This window comes from Pseudomonas sp. BF-RE-21 (assembly GCF_019947305.1).
Lineage (GTDB): Bacteria > Pseudomonadota > Gammaproteobacteria > Pseudomonadales > Pseudomonadaceae > Aquipseudomonas > Aquipseudomonas migulae.
In genome coordinates, this window is sequence record NZ_JAGYGF010000005.1 from 72,809 (window position 1) to 91,042 (window position 18,234).

The window sequence follows — 18,234 nt, forward strand, 5'->3', positions numbered from 1 at the left end:
ATGGAAATCAACCTCAGCGACTTGCACTTCCTCCGTCCGCAGTGGCTCTTGCTCGTGCCGTTGGGTGCCTTGCTGCCGTGGCTCTGGAGGCGCAGCCGGGATGTGCAGCGGCGTTTGCGCAGCAACATTGCCGAGCACTTGCTGCCGCACTTGCTGATGACCCCGCAGGACCAACAGCGCTTGCGGCCGGTGCATCTGGTGTGTGCGCTGTTGATGTTGGGCGCCCTGGCCGCTGCCGGGCCGACCTGGGAGCAGGACCGGCCGGACTTTCTGGAAAATCGTGCGCCGCTGATCATTGCCATCGACCTCTCGCCCTCGATGGACGCCAGCGACGTGCCGCCCAGTCGCCTGGAAGCGGTCAAACACAAACTGCACGATCTGATCCAGCGCCGCGCCGGTGCTCGCAACGCGCTGATCGCCTACGCCGGCAGCGCGCATCTGGTGCTGCCGCCAACCGACGATCCGGCGTTGCTCGATACGTTTATCCAGGCATTGAGCAGTGACCTGATCGGCAAACCTGGGAAGGATGTCGGCGCGGTTATCGACGAGGCCAAACGCCTGTTGGCGGCGGAGAAAACGCCGGGCACGTTGTTGCTGATCACCGACGGCGCCGACACCTCGCAACTCGCCGGCCTGGGCAAGCAACTGAACGACAGCACGCTGCAAGTGTTGATCCTCGCCGTCGGCAGCGAGGATGGCGGGATCATTCGTGACGCCAATGGCCAGCCGCGCACCGACAGTAATGGCCGCCCGGCCCTTGGCCGTTTCGACCAGGCCGCGCTGAAGCAGTTGGCATCAGCCATGGCGGCGCCGCTGGGCAGCCTGACGCTCAATGACAACGATCTGGACTGGATCGAACTGCACGCCCGTCAACATTTCCAGGTGGCCAGTGACGAGCAGCGTGAGTTGCATTGGAAAGACGCCGGATACTGGCTGTGCTGGCCGCTGCTGCTGATCGCGTTTTTCTGCGTGCGCAAAGGTTGGAGCCTGAACTGGACGGCCGGTTTGCTGCTGGCGCTGGGTGTCGGTTTTCAGCCGACAAATGCACAGGCCAACGCTTTGACCGATGCATTTTTCACCCCCGACCAGCAAGGTCGCTGGGCCTTCGAACATGAGCATTTCCCGAAGGCTGCTGCCCTGTTTGTCGATCCGTACTGGAAGGGCATCGCGGCCTATAACGCGGCGGATTTTGACCTCGCGCTGGCGAGTTTTGCGCGACTGGAAACACCCCAGGCGTATTTCTACCTGGGCAATATTTACGTGCGCCGTTTCAAGTTTGATCAGGCCATCGCGGCCTACACCCAGGCGCTGAAGCTGCAACCACAGTTCCCGGAGGCCACGGCCAATCTGGCATTGGCCATCGCCCTGGAAAAAGACACCGAGAGCGCCGAACAGAACGCGCCCGAGGTCAAACCTGACGAAATCAAGATGGACAAGGCGCCGGGCAAGGGACAAAGCAAAGCCGTGGAGACCGAGCAGGCGACGTCGGACGCGTTGTGGTTGCAGAACCTGACGACATCGCCAGCGAAATTCCTCAAGCAGAAGTTCAGCTTGCAGGATCAGGCGGGGGGCAAGCCATGAATCGAGTGATGGCCATCGCCGGCAAGCCGGCTCCTACAGAGGATTTGTGGCGATCACAAAAATTTGATTTCAATCCAATCAACTGTGGGAGCGAGCCTGCTCGCGATGGCGTCCGCTCACTCACCACAACACTTGCCGCCTTGCTCTGCTGCCTGATCACCACATCCGCCCTCGCCGCCGAACCCGAACTGCGCATCCAGACCCGCCTGCAACCCGCTGACCCGGTCATGGTCGGCGGCCTCCTGGAGCTGCAACTCGACGTCCTCACTGACAGTTGGTTCACCGACGCCCCCGCCCTGCCCGACCTGAAACTGCCCGGCGCGCTGGTGCTGCCGCCCGACGGCCACGCCGAGCACATCAACCAGACGCTGGACGGCAAGGCGTTCAACGGCATGCGCTACAGCTACCGGATCAGCCCGAATCAGGCCCGGGGTTTTGACATTCCGGCGCTGACCGTGCAGGCCACGCCGGGCCAGGCCAGCGCCCCGTTGAGTGCGCAAAGCCAGCCGCTGCATTTCACCGCCAAGCAACCACCTGGATTCAAATCCGGCGAACCGGTACTGGTGGCGCAAGGGCTGCGTTTCACGCAAAAAGTCATCGACTCGGCAACGCCTCTGAAGGTCGGCGACAGCCTGACCCGGCAACTGACCTTGCAGGCCGACAACGCCATGGCGATGTCGCTGCCTGCGCCGTCATTGGGCGATGTCAGCGGCCTGAGCCGTTACCCGAAAAACCCGCAAATCAGCAGCCTGGACGACGGCCGGGGCAACTTCACCGGCGGCCAACGTATCGACACCGTGACTTACCGTATCGACAGCGAAGGCCATCACAGCCTGCCCGCGATCGAGCTGAAATGGTGGGACGCCAGCAGCCAGCAAACCCGCACCGCGCAAGTGCCGGCAGTGAGCTTCGAGGCCATCGCCAACAGCGCTTACACGCCTGTGTTCTCGATTGCCGAAGACCTGAAACAAATGGGCGAACACAGTCGCGTGCGTTTTTCCAGGCACTGGCTGGTTGTCTTGCTGCTGCCGGCAGTGCTGCTACTGGGCTGGTTCGCAAGGCCTTTCATTCATCGCGTTTACCTGTCCGTGCGCGACCGACGCCGTGCCCGACACGCCGCGTGGCTGCAATCCGCCGACTACGCCTGGCGGCAGATTCCACGGCAAATCAACGCCCGACCGGCGCAACTCAGCGCCCTGTACCTGTGGCTCAAACGCAGTCGTGGGGGCCTGAAATTGAGCGTCCTCGGCCCGCGCCTACAGGACCTGTTACGCGCCTGTTACAGCCGTCAATCGACCGAAGATCAGGCGCTGCGCCAACTCGGGCAATCCTTGTCTACGCTGCATAGTCAGGCGCGAGGCAGCAACGTCCGGACCGTTCCCGCACTGCGGCCGCTCAACCCCGTCCACGAGAAGGAATTCCCATGACGAACGCGACATCAAGCCACCATCGTTTCGGGCTGACGCTGCTCTTCACGCTGATCCTGCCGCTGCTGGCACACGCCAACGAGCCATTGCCGTCGTGGAATGACGGCCCGGCGAAAAAGCACATCATCGAGTTCGTCCAGACGGTCACCGACCAATCCAGCAGGGACTTCGTCAAGCCCGCTGACCGCATCGCCGTGTTCGACAACGACGGCACCTTGTGGAGCGAGCAGCCGATGTACTTCGAACTGCTGTTTGCCCTGGAAGAGGTCAAGCGCACCGCGCCGCAGCACCCGGAATGGAAAACCACCCAGCCCTTCAAGGCCGTCCTGGAAAACGATCACCAGGCACTCGCCGCCGCCGGCATGGACGGCATCATGAAGATCTTCGGTGCGACCCACACCGGCATGACCACCGAAGCCTTCGACGACTATGCCAAGACCTGGCTGAGCCAGGCCCGGCATCCGAAGACCGGCAAGCCGTACACCGAGATGATCTTCCAGCCGATGCTGGAAATGCTCGACTACCTGCGCGGCCAGGATTTCAAGACCTACATCGTCTCCGGTGGCGACACCGGGTTCATGCGCGCCTTCGCCGAGAAGGTCTATGGCATCCCGCCCGAGCAAGTGATCGGCACCACCTTCGTCACGGCGTTCCAGTTCAAGGACGGCAAAGCCTCGATCGTGCGCACGCCCAAACTGGCCCACAACGACGATGGTCCGGGCAAACCGGAAAGCATCGACGCGGTGATCGGCAAGCGGCCAATCCTGGCGTTCGGCAATTCCGACGGCGACCTGCAAATGTTGCAGTGGACTGCCGCCGGCCCCGGCAAACGATTCATGGGGTTGGTGCACCACACCGACGCCAAACGCGAATGGGCCTATGACCGCAAGTCCGATATCGGGCGCCTGGACAAAGCCCTGGACGAAGCAAAAACCCGTGGCTGGACTATCGTCGACATGGCGTCCGAATGGCGCCGGATCTATCCGTTCGAGGCGGCCGCCACTCCCGAGCAAGTGCAATAAAAAGCGTGACGCAGGACTGCAATAAACGTTTGTCGCACCACGCGACACTAGCGCAAAAGGAGCAAGTCAGATGACTCGCATACGCAAGTGGCTACCGAAATTCGCCCTGGTGGCGGCCTCGGTGATGGCGATTTCGGCGACTGCCGGGGCCGCCGAAAAACCCAATATCCTGGTGATCTTCGGCGATGACATCGGCCAGACCAACATCAGTGCCTACTCCATGGGCGTGGTCGGGTACAAGACTCCGAACATCGACCGGATTGCCAAGGAAGGCATGCTGTTCACCGACTATTACGCGGAGAACAGCTGCACGGCCGGACGCTCATCGTTCATCACCGGCCAGACACCGTTGCGTACCGGCCTGTCGAAGGTCGGCGTTCCAGGTGCGCCGGTAGGCATTCAGAAACGCGACATCACCATCGCTCAGGCACTCAAATCGCAAGGCTACGCGACAGGCCAGTTCGGCAAAAATCACTTGGGCGACCGGGATGAATACCTGCCGACGAACCACGGTTTTGACGAATTTTTCGGCAACCTGTACCACCTCAATGCCGAAGAAGAGCCGCAACGACCGTATTGGCCCAAAGATGACCCCGAGTGGGTCAAGGCCAACTCTCCACGCGGCGTGATCCACAGCTTCGCCGATGGCAAGATCGAGGACACCGGCGCCTTGACGACCAAGCGCATGGAAACCATCGACGACGAAACCACCGCCGCTGCGCAAGCGTTCATCGAGAAACAGGCCAAGGCCGATAAGCCGTTCTTCGTCTGGATGAACACCACGCGCATGCACGCCTTCACTCATGTGCGTGAATCGATGGCGGGCCAGAGCGGCATGCCAGGCAACGAGTACGCCGACGGCATGCTCGAGCACGACGGCGATGTCGGCAAACTGCTCAAGACCCTCGATGACCTGAAAATCACCGACAACACCATCGTGGTCTACACCACCGACAACGGCCCGAATCAATGGTCCTGGCCGGACGCGGCGACCACGCCGTTCCGTAACGAGAAGAACTCCAACTGGGAAGGTGCCTACCGCGTTCCGGCCATGGTGCGTTGGCCGGGCAAGATCAAACCGGGCGAGGTTTCCAACGAGCTGTTCTCGGGCCTCGACTGGTTCCCGACCTTGCTGGCGGCTGCTGGCGACGACGGGGTCAAGGACAAGCTGCTCAAGGGCTGGGCGCCGGCTTCAGGCGGCACCAGTTTCAAGGTGCACCTGGACGGGTACAACCAACTACCGTACCTGACCGGCCAATCGCCTAAGAGTGAGCGCACGCAGTTCTTCTACTTCAACGATGATGGCGTGCTCGTGTCCATGCGCTCCGGCAACTGGAAAGCGGTGTTCTGCGAACAACGCAAACCAGGTGGTTTCGAAGTCTGGGCCGAACCGTTCGTCTGCCTGCGCGTACCGAAAATCTTCAACCTGCGCATGGATCCGTATGAACGTGCCGACGTGGTTTCCGACCAGTATTACGACTGGACGGCCAAGAATGCGTACCTCGTATCGCTAGCGTCCACCCAGGCCGCGAGATTCCTGGAAACCTTCGTCGAGTATCCGCCTAGCCAGAAACCGGCGAGCTTCAGCATCGATCAGATCCGCGCGGATGTGGATCGGCGGATTGAAGAAAAAGCCAAGAAATAATGTTTGACCGCCGCTCGCCCTGACCGGGCAAGCGGCCCTATTCCATGGTGCAAACACAAACCCTGTAGGAGCCGGCTTGCCGGCGATGGCGTTTTTTCAGGCGACACTTTTATCGACTGGACGGCCGCTATCGCCGGCAAGCCGGCTCCTACAATGGTTTTGTGTTTAATTCGAAATTTGTACAAGGCAATAGCCCTATGTCCTCACGTGTCGCCAGCAAGTCGTCGGCCATTCCTGTTCCTCATGCCGCCTCCCCCGCGCTGCTGATCCCGGCCCTGTTGCTGTTCGTCTCCGGTGCCGCAGCGCTGGTGTATCAGGTCTTGTGGATCAAGCAACTGTCGCTGGTGGTCGGCGTCGAGGTTTATGCAATCACCACCGGTATCAGCGCTTTTTTTGCCGGGCTGGCCTTGGGTGGATGGCTGTTCGGACGCTGGGCGGATCGATTGCAGCAGCCCGTTCTGCTGTATGCAGGGCTGGAAGTGGTGGTGGCCGTGCTGGGTGTCGGCGCGACCTTCGCCATGAGCCTCGCGGCCAGCCCGTTTGCCTGGCTGGAACAACACATCGGTCTGGCCGCATGGGTATTGCCGTTTGCGTTGGTGGGTATTCCGGCGCTGTTGATGGGCGGCACCTTGCCGGTGCTGGTGCGCTCGCTGGCCACTGACCCGCAGCATCTGGGCAAGGCTGGCGGCCAGCTCTACGCGGCGAACACCGCCGGGGCCATCGCCGGCACCCTGCTGGCCGCGTTCGTGCTGATTGCCACCCTCGGCGTGCGCGGCAGTGCCCTGGCGGCCGCGATGCTGAACCTGCTGGCCGCCGCCGGCGCCTTGTGGTTTCAGCGTCACCGTTCGCTGCCGGTCGTTGCGCCGGCAAAACACACGTCAAGCAAAGCGCCCGACCGACTGGCCTTGTGGCTGTACTCGATTGCCGGCGGCGTGGCCCTCGGTTATGAGGTGGTCTGGTCGCAATCGATCGTGCAGTTCATGAGCACCCGCACCTACGCCTTTGCCGTGGTGCTGGCGACGTACCTCACCGGGCTGTTTCTCGGCAGTGTGCTGCTGGCCCGTCGGGTGGAGCGCATTCGTGATCCCTGGGGAGTATTCGGTTTGCTGATCGCCGGTGCCGGGCTGGTCGCGTTGCTGGAAATCGCCCTGCTCGGTCGCTGGCTGGTGGTCGCGCAAAGCCTCGCCGAAGCCTGGGTGTTGTCGCTGGGTGCGAGTGAGTTGCCGGGCATGAGCGCGCGGTTTGCGGTGGCGGCGTTAAGCATCGTGTTTGTGCCGACGCTGTTGTTGGGCGCGGCGTTTCCCCTCGCCCTGCGCCTGAGCGTTGGCCGCGAGCGGGTCGGCCAGGATGTCGGCGCTGTCGTGGCGTTCAATACGCTGGGCGGGATTGTCGGGGTGATGCTCTGCGGGTTTGTGCTGATCCCGTGGCTGGGCCTGGTACGCACATTGGGGCTGTTGGCCATCGTCGCCGCCGGGATCGGGTACTTCGCGGTGCGCAAGGGTCACGGGGTCAAGAAAGGTCGGCGGCAGGCGGTGGTGGCTATCGGTCTGTTGTCGGTGGCGGTGGCGGTGTTTACCCCGGTGAACAAACTCGCCAGCCTGCTCCCCGGTGCTCACAACGCCACGCTGGCCTTCTATGAAGAAGGCCGCGGCGGGACCGTGGCGGTGGTCACCCAGGGCAAGGGGCAGAAAGCCTTCCAGCGCTTGTACATTCAAGGCGTGTCCAACACCGGCGACGCCATGCCGTCCCTGCGTTACATGCGCATTCAGGCGCTGCTGCCGCTGCTGATCCACAACGGCGAACCGCGCTCGGCGCTGGTGATCGGCTTTGGCACCGGCATCACCGCAGGCGCATTGACCCGTTATCCGGGGCTCGAACACCGGGTGGTGGCCGAGTTGCTGCCTTCGGTGGTCAAGGCTGCGCCGCTGTTCAAAGGCAACTTCAATGCCGCCGCCGATCCCGGCGTTGACGTACGCCTGCGCGACGGGCGCCAGGAGCTGCTGCGCAACCCGCAGCGCTATGACTTGATCACCCTTGAGCCGCCACCGCCCTCCGCGGCCGGCGTGGTCAATCTTTACTCCAGGGACTTCTACCAACTGGCTGCCAGTCGCCTTGAGAAACAGGGGCTGGTCGCGCAGTGGCTGCCGCTGCCCACGCAGAACATCGACGATTCACGCGCCCTGGTGCGCAGCTTTCTCGATGTGTTCCCGTACGCCAACGTGTGGACCAGCGAGTTCCACGAAATGCTGCTGGTGGGTTCGATGGAACCGATTGCGCTGGATGCGGCGAAAATCAGCGAGCGTTTCCAGCAGGACAGCGTGCGCAGCACGTTGCAGGACGTGGGCATCGGTTCCGCCAACGCCTTGCTCGCCACGTGGGTCACCGATCGCACAGGGCTGGAGCGTTTCGCCGCCGATGCCCCGCCGGTGACCGACGACCAGCCGCGTATCGAATATGCGCCGTGGGTGCGGGCCAAAGAGATCAGTCGGGTGCTCCCCGCCCTGCTGGACTTGCACGTCGCGCCACCGTTAGTGAATGCCGATGCGGGATTCATCGAGCGGATGAATGCGCACCAGCAGCGCTTGATGCAGTTTTATCGGGCGAGCCTGCATGCCTATGACGGCGACCGTGATGCGTGGGCCAGGGATATTCGCGAGGTGATGCGCGGGGATGGGGGGAATCCGTATTACCGGTGGTTTGTCGGGGAGTGATGCGGCGTGTGTGAGTCCGCCATCGCGAGCAGGCTCGCTCCCACATGGATTGTGTGTCGATCACAAATCCAATGTGGGAGCGAGCCTGCTCGCGATGAGGCCCTCAGCCCCGATACATTATTTGGATTTGAGTTTCAGATACGACTGATGCATATCCGCAGCCCAGCCATCGATCACGCTTTTCACGTCATCGGCCTTCATCACCTGCGATTCGTTTTCCAGCGGTTTGCCGGTGCCCTTGCGCACGACCTGGGCCACGACTTTATTGCTGCCGCCGTCCAGGAACACCGCTTCGGTGGCCAGGTCGGTCTGCTGATCACGAATACCGCTGGCGGTACTCACCGCCGCTGCCACCAACGCAATCGGGATCACTTCATAAGGTTTCAGCCCTTCGGTCTTGCTGCTCACGGCAGTGATCGCGGCGCGCACCACAATCACACCCGGGCCAGGGCCTGAGGCCAGAGGCAGGGATTTGCCGATTTCGCGTTTGAGCGCCTGATCGTAATAACTGGTGATTCCGTTCAGGGTGGTCTGAGGGATTTTTGCCGTCGGCTGAGGCTTGGGATACAGCTGGGTCGGCTCGATGTACACGCTTTGGAATTTCTTGATGTCAACTTTCGGATCGATCCAGCGCATCACTACTGCACCCGAAGGTGATTTGGCTTCCTGGAGTTGGCTGTAATTTTTGAGGAAGCCTGAATACTCGTCTGGCTCGACCTTTTTGCTGGCGCAGCCAACTACGCCGATCGAGGCAATACACAATGTACTCATCATCAATGCAAGCTTCATGCGGTAACTCCTGTAGGGCGGTCGACTACGGTTTGGAAACGGTTTAACAGGTATAGCTAATGCAGCGCGTTTTGTTGTGCAGAATCACAACATTCATCTATCGCCGCGCAGAGGATCACACCTGTCATTTGACAGACGCCCGGCATCCGTCAAAGCTGCATCGAGCTAGAACGCGCGCCTGACGGCAAACGCACCCGGACTATGGAAGTCGCAATGCCGAAACATAAAAATAAAGCAGCCGCCCCAAACCCTGATTCGTCACCGACTTCGTTTTCTCGTTATCTGTTTCCCGTTCTCATCAGCGTGTTGCTCCTGGCGATCGCGGGCATTGGCTGGTTTCTGTTCAGCAGCCAACCGGCCCCGGTGACCTATGCGCCGCCGCTCAGTACACCGGTCATTGCTCCTGAAAAACCCGTGGTCGCCGCGCCGGCGAAGATGGTCGATGAGCAACAGTGCCAGGCTTGCCACAGCGAACAAGTGAAGGACTGGCAAGGCTCGCATCACCAACTGGCGATGCAGGAAGCCAGTGCCGGGACGATGCTCGGCGACTTCAACAACGTCACCTTCAAGGCCGAAAACGAGACAACCCGGTTTTCGCGCAAGAACGACGAATTCTGGGTCAACACGCCGGGCATTGATGGCAACAACGCTGATTTCAAGGTCGCCTACACCTTTGGCATCGCGCCGTTGCAGCAGTATTTGATTGAAGTCGGTGACGGTCGGTTGCAGGCGTTGGCCGTTGCCTGGGATACCGAGAAACACCGATGGTTTCACCTCTATCCGGGCCAGGGTGTGAACTTCAAGAACCCGTTGCACTGGAGCAAGCCGAGCCAGAACGCCAATTTCATGTGCGTCGAGTGCCATACCACCGGCTACAAACGCAACTTCGACGCGGCTAAAAACACCTTTGACAGTCAGTGGAACAGCCTTGGCGTGGGTTGTCAGGCGTGCCACGGTCCGGCGTCCAGCCACCTGGAATGGACCGCGAAAAAGACTGATCTGATCCACGCCGGTTTCGCCGTCGACCTCAAGGACAAGGACGCGACCGTCGAGATCGAAACCTGCGCCCGCTGCCACTCACGGCGCGCGCCGCTGGGCGATGGTTTCACCGTCGGCAAGCGCCTGATGGATGACTATCTGCCCAGCCCCCTGACCCGCGAGTTGTATGCGCTGGATGGCAAGATCAAGGACGAAGTGTTCGAACACGGCTCCTTCGCCCAGAGCAAAATGTTCGACAAGGGCGTGCGCTGCAGCAACTGCCACAACCCCCACAGCAACGAACTCAAGGCACCGGGCAACGGCGTCTGCCTGCAATGCCACAACAGCGCCGGCAAAACCTCGGTGGCCGGTGTCGAGGGCAAGGGCTTGCAGGCGAAAAACTACGATTCTGTCGAGCACACCCGCCACGTCATGGGGCAACCGGGTTCGCAGTGCGTGGATTGCCACATGCCCGGCAAGTTCTACATGGGCAATGACTTTCGGCATGACCACAGCTTCAGCATTCCCAACCCTGAGCGGGCGAAAAAACTCGGCACGCCGGACGCCTGCCTGACCTGCCATCAGGGTAAGGCCGGTGACAAAATCACTGAACAATTCAAGCTCTGGAACACCGCAGCCACCGCCGCCGAGGCGCCGCGTTACGACGAAAGCCTGTGGCTGATTCGCAACGGTCAGCCCGGCGCGGCGCAAGCCTTGTACGAACAGCTGCAACGCAGCAACCTGCCGGCGATCCAGCGCGCAACGCTGCTGGCCGAGTTGCCGCTGTACCCCAGCGAACAGGCGTTGAAACTGGCGACTCAGGACTTGCGCAACCCGGCACCGCAAGTGCGTGAAAGCGCCGTTCGGGCGATCAGCGCGTTCCTCCCGCCGCCGGAGCGCGCACCACTGCTGACACCGTTACTGGGTGACCCGGTCAAAGCGGTACGCATCGCTGCCGCCCGGGATCTGCTCAGCGTCGCCCGCGACGGTTTGGGCAGCGCTCAGGCGAACTGGAACGCCGCCATCGCCGAGTATGAGGATGTGCAAAAGAGCCTGGCCGAACGCGCGGAAGCCAACCTCAACCTCGCCATGCTGTATCAGGCCAGCGGTCGCAGCGCTGAAGTTGAAGCGCTGCTGCGCACGGCGCTCCAGCGCGATCCGGACTTTTACCCGGCGCTGGTGACGCTGGTGCAGTGGCTCGAAGCCAGTGGGCGTAGTCAGGAGGCACAGGCCCTGCTGGAACAGGGCATCAAGGAGCATCCGGACGCCGCTTTGCTGCTGCATACCCAAGGGTTGTCGCTGATACGAGCGGGCAAAACGGCCCAGGCCATGCCGGTGCTGCGCAAAGCCGCTGGCCTGGAACCCCAGAGCGCGCAGTTCGGCTACGTGCTGGCGGTGGCGCTGCATGACAGCGGCAAGGTCGATGAGGCCTGCGAGGAACTGGAACGGTTGTTGAAGGTACAACCGGCGAACCGCAATGCGCGGTTATCGTTGATCCAGTACTACCTGGAAAACGGACAGGAGCCCAAGGCCCAGGTGCTGTTGCAGGGCTGGAAGAAGATGAACATGGGGGATCCTGCGTTGAAGTGATCCGAGGGCCCCATCGCCGGCAAGCCGGCTCCTACAGAGATCGCATACCCCTGTAGGAGCCAGCTTGCTGGCGATAGCCTCGCCTCGGTATCACCAGGACGAACCACTCTTCAACGCCAACTCCCGCCGACTGTTCGCCCGCATCGCCTTGATCAACGACACCGTGCCCACCAACAGAATCGCGGCGCCGAACAGGAAGTCGATGTTGTACAGCTGGAAGTCCTCCAGCGGTCCCACCAACAGCACGCGGATCGCGCCGATACTCACCAGTGTCGCGAGAAAATCGATGCCCGGTTCGTCGCGGTAAAACACGTGCATCAGCGGCAGGCAGATCACCAGCAACAACAGCAGCACGATCACCTTGAACGAGCCTTTGCGCTCGACACTGAAGGCGCACTCATTGGCCGCGTAGGGCTTGTAATCGTCCTCGCGAACCAATGAGTTTTTCTCGTTGATGTATTCGACCCGGTTGTACTTTTGAATCGGCGTGAAGGTGTTGGACATCTCCATGAGGGTGGTGATGCGCTTGAACTTCAGGTCGATCCGTTCATTGCCCTTGAGGATGTACAGCACCGGTTTGTAGCCATAGCGCCAGGTGTCGAACGGAAACGCCGCCGCCCGCCCCTGCACGCCGATAGGCCGGGATTCAAGCTCGGCGTAGGCACTTTGGTCGAGCGAAGAGAGGTTGCGACTCAGCGGTTTGATCCTGACCTGCTCAAGGAAGATCGGCGTGACGCCGTAGGACCATTGAAGAGGTTCCAGGCGCAGGCGCAACTCGTTGCGGCCCAGGTCATACCGATCGAAAGTGCGCTCGGAGACGATGACCGCACCCGAGAGCATGAAATCGCCCCGTACATTGTTGGTGATGCGCAGGGTCAGGTGATCCTTGCCCAGCGCCGCCGCATCGCTGGCCGGTGGCGTGCCGCACCAGGCGGAACTGTCGGCTGACGCCCCGAGTTGCCCGTCACGGTTCTCCTGGAACAGATACACATAACTGCCCCACAGGGCCGCCATCAGCAACACTGCGACCAGCCCTAAAACTTTCTTGCCCGCGCTCAAACCAGACTCCTTTCTTTGACCCGCTTCCTTATGAGGCGCGGACTCTATCAAAACGGGGTCCCCGGCCAAAGCAAAAAGTCGTGTGGTTGTCAGCGCCGCCGAAACAACGGTCGTGGCTCGATCACCGAGCGGCCATACAACACGCTCATGCCCGCGAGCCCCTTGAGCGCGTCCTCGGCGGACTTGTCCTCGCGCACCGCAAAGCTGTCGAACCCGCATTGGCGCATGTGGCTGAGTTGATCGCGCAGGACATCGCCGACCGCGCGCAGTTCGCCGGTCCAGCCCAATCGGGTGCGCAGCAAATACGCCTGGCTGTAACCACGACCGTCGCGAAAACTCGGGAAGTCCAGCGCAATCAGCGGCAGTTGGTCGAACCACGGCTTGAGGCTTTCCACCTCATCGTCCGGCCCCAGCCACACGCCCTGCTGCCCGGGCGCCTCCAGCCAGCAGGCCAGCGGCACTATCACCGGACCTGAAGGTAATCCGGTGGCTGGATCCCTGACCAGGGCCCACGGATCGGCGCTATCGATCCGCGCCACACCGGCCTCCAGTCGTAGCAGATTGTTCATGCCGACACCTCCAGCAACTTCGGATAGACCGCCTCTTTGAACGGCTCCAGACCAAGGCGCTGCAACGTGTCGACGAACAGTTCCTCACTCTCGCGGTAACGCACGAACGTGGCGATGATCCGCTCGATCACCTCGGGCACCTCAGCCGCGCTGAAGGACGGGCCGATGACTTTGCCCAACGCGCTGTTTTTGCCCTGAGCGCCGCCGAGGGTGATCTGGTACCACTCGCTGCCGTTCTTGTCGACGCCAAGAATGCCGATATTGCCGATGTGGTGATGACCGCAGGCGTTCATGCAACCGGAAATGTTGAGGCTGATGTCGCCCAGATCGTGCAGATAATCCAGGTCGTCAAAACGCGCCTGAATGCCTTGCGCAATGGGGATCGACTTGGCGTTGGCCAATGCACAGAAATCGCCGCCGGGGCACGCGATGATGTCGGTCAGCAAACCGACATTGGCACTGCCCAACCCGTGCTCGCAAGCCACACGCCAGAGCGTGAACAGGTCCGACTTCGGTACGTCCGGCAGGACGATGTTCTGTTCATGGGCAATCCGGATTTCGCCGAAACCGAATTGCTCGGACCACGCGGCCACGGCATCCATTTGTTCGCCGGTGACATCTCCCGGCGGCGAAGCACTGCCCGGTTTGGTCGACAGCACCACACTGGCGTAGCCCGGCACCTTGTGCGGCTGGACGTTGCGCGAGACCCAGCGGGCGAATGCACTGTTTTCGGCCAGGCGGGTGCCGAACTCCAGGTCGGTACTGGACAGCGAACGGTAATCCGGCGGCACGAAGGCACTGGCGACACGCGCATATTCATCGCCGGTCAACTGCGCCGGACCGTCTTTGAGATGCTGCCACTCCTCCTCCACTTCCCTGGCGAAAGCGTCGATCCCGAGTGCCTTGACCAGAATCTTGATCCGCGCCTTGTACTTGTTGTCCCGCCGACCGTGGCGGTTGTAGACCCGCAGCACCGCTTCGACATACGACAGCAAATGCTGCCACGGCAAGCCTTCGCGAATCTGCAGGCCAAGAATCGGCGTGCGTCCCAAACCACCGCCAACGATCACCCGCAGGAGCATTTGTCCGTCGGCGCCGGGGTAAAGATAAAGACCGATGTCGTGCATCATGATCGCCGCGCGGTCCTGTACGGCCGAGCAGATGGCGATCTTGAATTTGCGTGGCAGGAACAGGAACTCCGGGTTGATCGTCGACCATTGGCGCAGGATTTCCGCCAGCGGTCGCGGGTCGATCAACTCGTCCGCCGCAACTCCGGCGAAGGCTTCGGTGGTGATGTTGCGCACGCAGTTGCCGGACGTCTGGATCGCGTGCATTTCTACCTGGGCCAGGCGTTCGAGGATTTCCGGCACCTGGGCCAGTTCGATCCAGTTGAACTGCATGTTCTGGCGGGTGGTGAAGTGGCCGTAGCCACGGTCGTAATCCCGGGCGATGCTCGCCAGCGTACGCATCTGTTGCGCACTGAGCGTGCCGTAGGGAATGGCCACGCGCAGCATGTACGCGTGTTTTTGCATGTACAGGCCGTTCTGCAAGCGCAACGGCAGGAATTCCTCTTCGCTCAACTCGCCTGCCGTAAAGCGTTCGACCTGATCACGAAACTGCGCAACCCGCTCGAAGACCAGCGCCCGGTCATAGTCGTCGTACTGATACATGTGGCTACCTCATCAGGATGGGACGGGCTCTGTGGCTCGTTTTCGATGAGGCGACTATGAGGGGCACCGGAAAAACATTACAGATTCAGGAGACTTCAAAAAAACCATATCAGTTTTATGGATCACTACTGAGGTTGTTTCGACATCTCATCAACGATGGGTGCGTAAATCCTTTTGAAGCGCCAATCGTACGAATCACCGGCCTTGTTGGTGCCACACTCCCAACTGCACGACCACGTCATCAAGCCTCTGATCCCGTTGCCGTCTTTTACCAGTCGCTTGAGTGCATTTTTCACAAAAGCGGGATCAACTACATACCCGTTGGCGGCGGCATCGATACTGCTGGGCAAGCCGATAACGAATTTGTCGGCAGGGATTTTGGTGAACCCATAAGTACCTGTTACCAATGCGGTGGTCAGGTAGTAGAGGAACTCTTCCTTGCGCACGCCATCGTTTTGCGCCAGCCAGGGTGGATTAAGGCCTGGCACATAAAGCCCATCACCGTTCTGGTTGTAGTATTGCGGGGCAATGAAGTCGTAATGGTCCTTCAGCGCAGTCAGATACGGTATGTATTTCCCGTCCGCAAGCAATTCGATAAATTCGCCTTCGGCCTGCCCTCGAACGTTCCTGCCGCTTTGTGTCAAGTGCGGGAACTCTGGCGCCATGCTGATGATGAAGTGTTTACCCTCTTTCCCGTAGTGTTCCCTGACCAGTTTAAGCGCCGCCGGAATCACCTTATTGTTATCGGCAAAGTCGATAGCAGTCTGCTCCAGATCGATGTCCAACCCATCAAAACCATAGACTTCCGCCAATCGGATAATTTCAGCGGCAAACGCCTGTTCCTGACCGTTGCGCAGCTCAATGTGTGCATCGGCGCCCCCCAGTGAAATCAGCACCGCGCGACCTTGCTTGTTGAGTACGCCGACCTGACGCCGAAACTCCACATCGGTCTGGTTGTATGGCTTGAATGTCGGGATACCGGCCCCCTTCATGAACGCGACGGCAACAACGTTGTATTCGACGGGGATGTCTTCCAGTTGCACTTCCCCCGTCAATCCGCCTTGATACCCGGCACTCGGCCCCCAGTTATGCCAAAAACCCATGAATATCTTTTTACCGCGAATATCGGGCATCACGGACGCATCATCGGCAGGCACCTTGGGGCCTGTATAAGTGAAAGTTGTCATTGGTTCACCCTTGTGTTCAGAACATCCTGTATGAAAGTGCCCCTCCTGATCGCCATGACCGGCAGGGCTGACTTGCCTTGAACGCAACCACTGGAACTCACCACTACCCAATGCGTCAGCGGGTTTATTAAACCGCTGGATTCAATCCGCCGATACTGTCAACTCTGACAGGTACGGCGCCTTTATCTGATCCGTATTAATTGCGCTTTCCTGAATCTGTTTTGTTTTCGATGAGGTTTCTACAGTTCACGGCATGCCAGTCCGGGTGGCCTGGCAAGACTTTGCAACCGTGGAAGCATTGACCATGAGCACAGCAACAATCGGACAGGCCTATAACTACAAGGTCGTCCGCCAATTCGTCGTGGCGACCATTTTCTGGGGCGTCGTGGGGATGGCGATGGGGGTGTGGATCGCCTCGCAACTGGTGTGGCCCGAGATGAACCTCGACCTGCCGTGGACCTCGTTCGGGCGTTTGCGTCCGCTGCACACCAGCCTGGTGATTTTCGGCTTTGCCGGCAGCGCGCAGTTCGCCGCCAGTTATTACGCAGTGCAGCGTACCTGCCAGGTGCGGCTGTACTCGGACACCCTCGCCGCCTTCACCTTCTGGGGTTGGCAATCGGTCATCGTGGTGATGCTGATCACCCTGCCGCTGGGCTACACCACTACCAAGGAATACGCCGAGATCGAGTTCTCCGGCGCGGTGTGGATGACCGTGGTCTGGGTGGCGTACGCCATCGTGTTTTTCACGACGGTGGTGCAACGCAAGACCCATCACATTTACGTCGGCAACTGGTTTTTCGGCGCGTTCATCGTGGTGATCGCCATGCTGCACGTGGTCAATCACCTGTCGATTCCGGTGGACTGGTTCAAGTCCTACCCGGTGTATTCCGGCGCCACCGACGCCATGGTGCAGTGGTGGTACGGGCACAACGCGGTGGGGTTTTTCCTGACGACCGGGTTCCTCGGGATGATGTATTACTTCGTGCCGAAACAGGTCGGGCGGCCGGTGTACTCCTATCGCTTGTCCATCGTGCATTTCTGGGCGTTGATCACCCTGTACATCTGGGCCGGCCCGCACCACTTGCACTACACCGCGTTGCCGGACTGGGCGCAGTCGTTGGGCATGGCCATGTCGCTGATCCTGTTGGCGCCGAGCTGGGGCGGCATGATCAACGGCATGATGACGCTCTCGGGCGCCTGGCATAAATTGCGCACCGATCCGATTTTGCGTTTTCTGGTGTTGTCGCTGGCCTTCTACGGCATGTCGACTTTCGAGGGGCCGATGATGGCGATCAAAACCGTGAACGCCCTCTCCCACTACACCGACTGGACCATCGGCCACGTGCACGCCGGCGCCCTCGGTTGGGTGGCGATGATCACCTTCGGCGCGGTCTACCACATGATTCCGAAAGTCTTCGGCCGCGAGCAGATGTACAGCACGCCGCTGATCAACCTGCATTTCTGGCTGGCGACCATCGGCACTGTGCTGTACATCGCCTCGATGTGGGTCAACGGCATCACCCAGGGCCTGATGTGGCGCGCGATCAACGACGACGGCACGCTGACCTATTCCTTCGTCGAAGCCTTGCAGGCCAGTCATCCGGGATTTGTGGTGCGGTTTGCCGGCGGCGTGTTCTTCCTCAGCGGCATGCTGCTGATGGCGTACAACGCCTGGCGCACGGTACGGGTTTCCGACGTGGCGATGGCTGAACGTGATGCACGGATTGCCTGAGACGAGGAGCTGAGATGTTCGAGATCGTGTTGAATATCGTGGGTGTTGCGGGGCTTTGGCTGGCGGTCGAGTACTGCCTGAAGCAGCAGACGGCAGAAAGTCTGGAGGAAGCGAGCCTGATCCCGTTTGCCGATGACCCGGAGGTGGCACGACGGGTGGAGTTGGCGACGGGGAAAGTGGTGAAGGCGGTTGCGCCGGAAGTGGCAAAACCGGGCTGGGTGAATCTGGATATGTGATTCGAAGCTGATGACCCCATCGCTGGCAAGCCAGCTCC

The 18,234-nt window shown here is 60.7% G+C and carries 13 protein-coding genes; 8 read left to right on the forward strand and 5 right to left on the reverse strand.

Translation table 11 applies throughout. The features are described 5' to 3' along the window. The 5 genes from KGB25_RS05775 (at window position 1) to KGB25_RS05795 (ending at window position 8,386) form a co-directional block, all read left to right on the forward strand. Window positions 1-1,581 (forward strand): VWA domain-containing protein, encoded by a 1,581-nt coding sequence (locus KGB25_RS05775; protein WP_223434568.1) that lies wholly within the window; start codon window positions 1-3, stop codon window positions 1,579-1,581. Further along, window positions 1,578-3,008 (forward strand): hypothetical protein, encoded by a 1,431-nt coding sequence (locus KGB25_RS05780; RefSeq protein ID WP_223434569.1) that lies wholly within the window; start codon window positions 1,578-1,580, stop codon window positions 3,006-3,008. Before KGB25_RS05775 ends, KGB25_RS05780 begins: the two co-directional genes overlap by 4 nt. Next, complete coding sequence (locus KGB25_RS05785; protein ID WP_008030176.1) at window positions 3,005-4,030, forward strand: HAD family hydrolase; 1,026 nt, start codon at window positions 3,005-3,007, stop codon at window positions 4,028-4,030. Before KGB25_RS05780 ends, KGB25_RS05785 begins: the two co-directional genes overlap by 4 nt. Before the next feature lie 70 nt (window positions 4,031-4,100). Further along, window positions 4,101-5,675 carry an arylsulfatase gene (locus KGB25_RS05790; protein ID WP_223434570.1) on the forward strand — a complete coding sequence of 525 codons (1,575 nt, stop codon included), beginning with the start codon at window positions 4,101-4,103 and terminating at the stop codon, window positions 5,673-5,675. 197 nt (window positions 5,676-5,872) lie between these two features. Next, window positions 5,873-8,386: a fused MFS/spermidine synthase gene (locus KGB25_RS05795; protein WP_223434571.1), complete on the forward strand. Its 2,514-nt coding sequence runs from the start codon at window positions 5,873-5,875 to the stop codon at window positions 8,384-8,386. Between the two features lie 117 nt (window positions 8,387-8,503). On the opposite strand, the gene KGB25_RS05800 is transcribed toward KGB25_RS05795, so the two are convergent. Further along, a complete protein-coding gene (locus KGB25_RS05800; RefSeq protein WP_008036344.1) occupies window positions 8,504-9,175 on the reverse strand; it encodes a DUF3313 domain-containing protein in 672 nt (223 codons plus the stop codon). 213 nt (window positions 9,176-9,388) lie between these two features. Between KGB25_RS05800 and KGB25_RS05805 the strand changes: the two genes are divergently transcribed. Beyond that, window positions 9,389-11,743 carry a tetratricopeptide repeat protein gene (locus tag KGB25_RS05805; protein WP_223434572.1) on the forward strand — a complete coding sequence of 785 codons (2,355 nt, stop codon included), beginning with the start codon at window positions 9,389-9,391 and terminating at the stop codon, window positions 11,741-11,743. Between the two features lie 90 nt (window positions 11,744-11,833). On the opposite strand, the gene KGB25_RS05810 is transcribed toward KGB25_RS05805, so the two are convergent. The 4 genes from KGB25_RS05810 to KGB25_RS05825 all read right to left on the reverse strand — a co-directional run bounded on the left by KGB25_RS05810 (window position 11,834) and on the right by KGB25_RS05825 (window position 16,228). Next, window positions 11,834-12,802, reverse strand: coding sequence for a hypothetical protein (locus KGB25_RS05810; RefSeq protein WP_223434573.1), 969 nt, complete (start codon window positions 12,800-12,802; stop codon window positions 11,834-11,836). 89 nt (window positions 12,803-12,891) lie between these two features. Further along, complete coding sequence (locus tag KGB25_RS05815; protein WP_223434574.1) at window positions 12,892-13,371, reverse strand: DUF934 domain-containing protein; 480 nt, start codon at window positions 13,369-13,371, stop codon at window positions 12,892-12,894. Next, window positions 13,368-15,041, reverse strand: a complete 1,674-nt coding sequence (locus KGB25_RS05820; RefSeq protein WP_223434575.1) for a nitrite/sulfite reductase — start codon at window positions 15,039-15,041, stop codon at window positions 13,368-13,370. The genes KGB25_RS05815 and KGB25_RS05820 overlap by 4 nt, the downstream gene beginning before the upstream one ends. A 125-nt stretch (window positions 15,042-15,166) precedes the next feature. Then, window positions 15,167-16,228 (reverse strand): glycosyl hydrolase family 18 protein, encoded by a 1,062-nt coding sequence (locus KGB25_RS05825; RefSeq protein WP_223434576.1) that lies wholly within the window; start codon window positions 16,226-16,228, stop codon window positions 15,167-15,169. A gap of 304 nt (window positions 16,229-16,532) precedes the next feature. Between KGB25_RS05825 and ccoN the strand changes: the two genes are divergently transcribed. Beyond that, window positions 16,533-17,960, forward strand: coding sequence for a cytochrome-c oxidase, cbb3-type subunit I (gene ccoN, locus KGB25_RS05830; RefSeq protein WP_207284251.1), 1,428 nt, complete (start codon window positions 16,533-16,535; stop codon window positions 17,958-17,960). Window positions 17,961-17,974: 14 nt separating this feature from the next. After that, complete coding sequence (locus KGB25_RS05835) at window positions 17,975-18,196, forward strand: cbb3-type cytochrome c oxidase subunit 3 (RefSeq protein ID WP_192416470.1); 222 nt, start codon at window positions 17,975-17,977, stop codon at window positions 18,194-18,196. Window positions 18,197-18,234: the final 38 nt, after the last annotated feature.

Excerpts from the sequence above, each read along its gene's own strand:
- KGB25_RS05795 (WP_223434571.1), top strand. The coding sequence starts at position 5,873 with ATGTCCTCACGTGTCGCCAGCAAGTCGTCGGCCATTCCTGTTCCTCAT.
- KGB25_RS05785 (WP_008030176.1), top strand. The coding sequence starts at position 3,005 with ATGACGAACGCGACATCAAGCCACCATCGTTTCGGGCTGACGCTGCTC.
- KGB25_RS05825 (WP_223434576.1), bottom strand. The coding sequence starts at position 16,228 with ATGACAACTTTCACTTATACAGGCCCCAAGGTGCCTGCCGATGATGCG.
- KGB25_RS05835 (WP_192416470.1), top strand. The coding sequence starts at position 17,975 with ATGTTCGAGATCGTGTTGAATATCGTGGGTGTTGCGGGGCTTTGGCTG.
- KGB25_RS05790 (WP_223434570.1), top strand. The coding sequence starts at position 4,101 with ATGACTCGCATACGCAAGTGGCTACCGAAATTCGCCCTGGTGGCGGCC.
- KGB25_RS05800 (WP_008036344.1), bottom strand. The coding sequence starts at position 9,175 with ATGAAGCTTGCATTGATGATGAGTACATTGTGTATTGCCTCGATCGGC.
- KGB25_RS05805 (WP_223434572.1), top strand. The coding sequence starts at position 9,389 with ATGCCGAAACATAAAAATAAAGCAGCCGCCCCAAACCCTGATTCGTCA.
- KGB25_RS05780 (WP_223434569.1), top strand. The coding sequence starts at position 1,578 with ATGAATCGAGTGATGGCCATCGCCGGCAAGCCGGCTCCTACAGAGGAT.
- KGB25_RS05815 (WP_223434574.1), bottom strand. The coding sequence starts at position 13,371 with ATGAACAATCTGCTACGACTGGAGGCCGGTGTGGCGCGGATCGATAGC.
- KGB25_RS05775 (WP_223434568.1), top strand. The coding sequence starts at position 1 with ATGGAAATCAACCTCAGCGACTTGCACTTCCTCCGTCCGCAGTGGCTC.
- KGB25_RS05820 (WP_223434575.1), bottom strand. The coding sequence starts at position 15,041 with ATGTATCAGTACGACGACTATGACCGGGCGCTGGTCTTCGAGCGGGTT.
- ccoN (WP_207284251.1), top strand. The coding sequence starts at position 16,533 with ATGAGCACAGCAACAATCGGACAGGCCTATAACTACAAGGTCGTCCGC.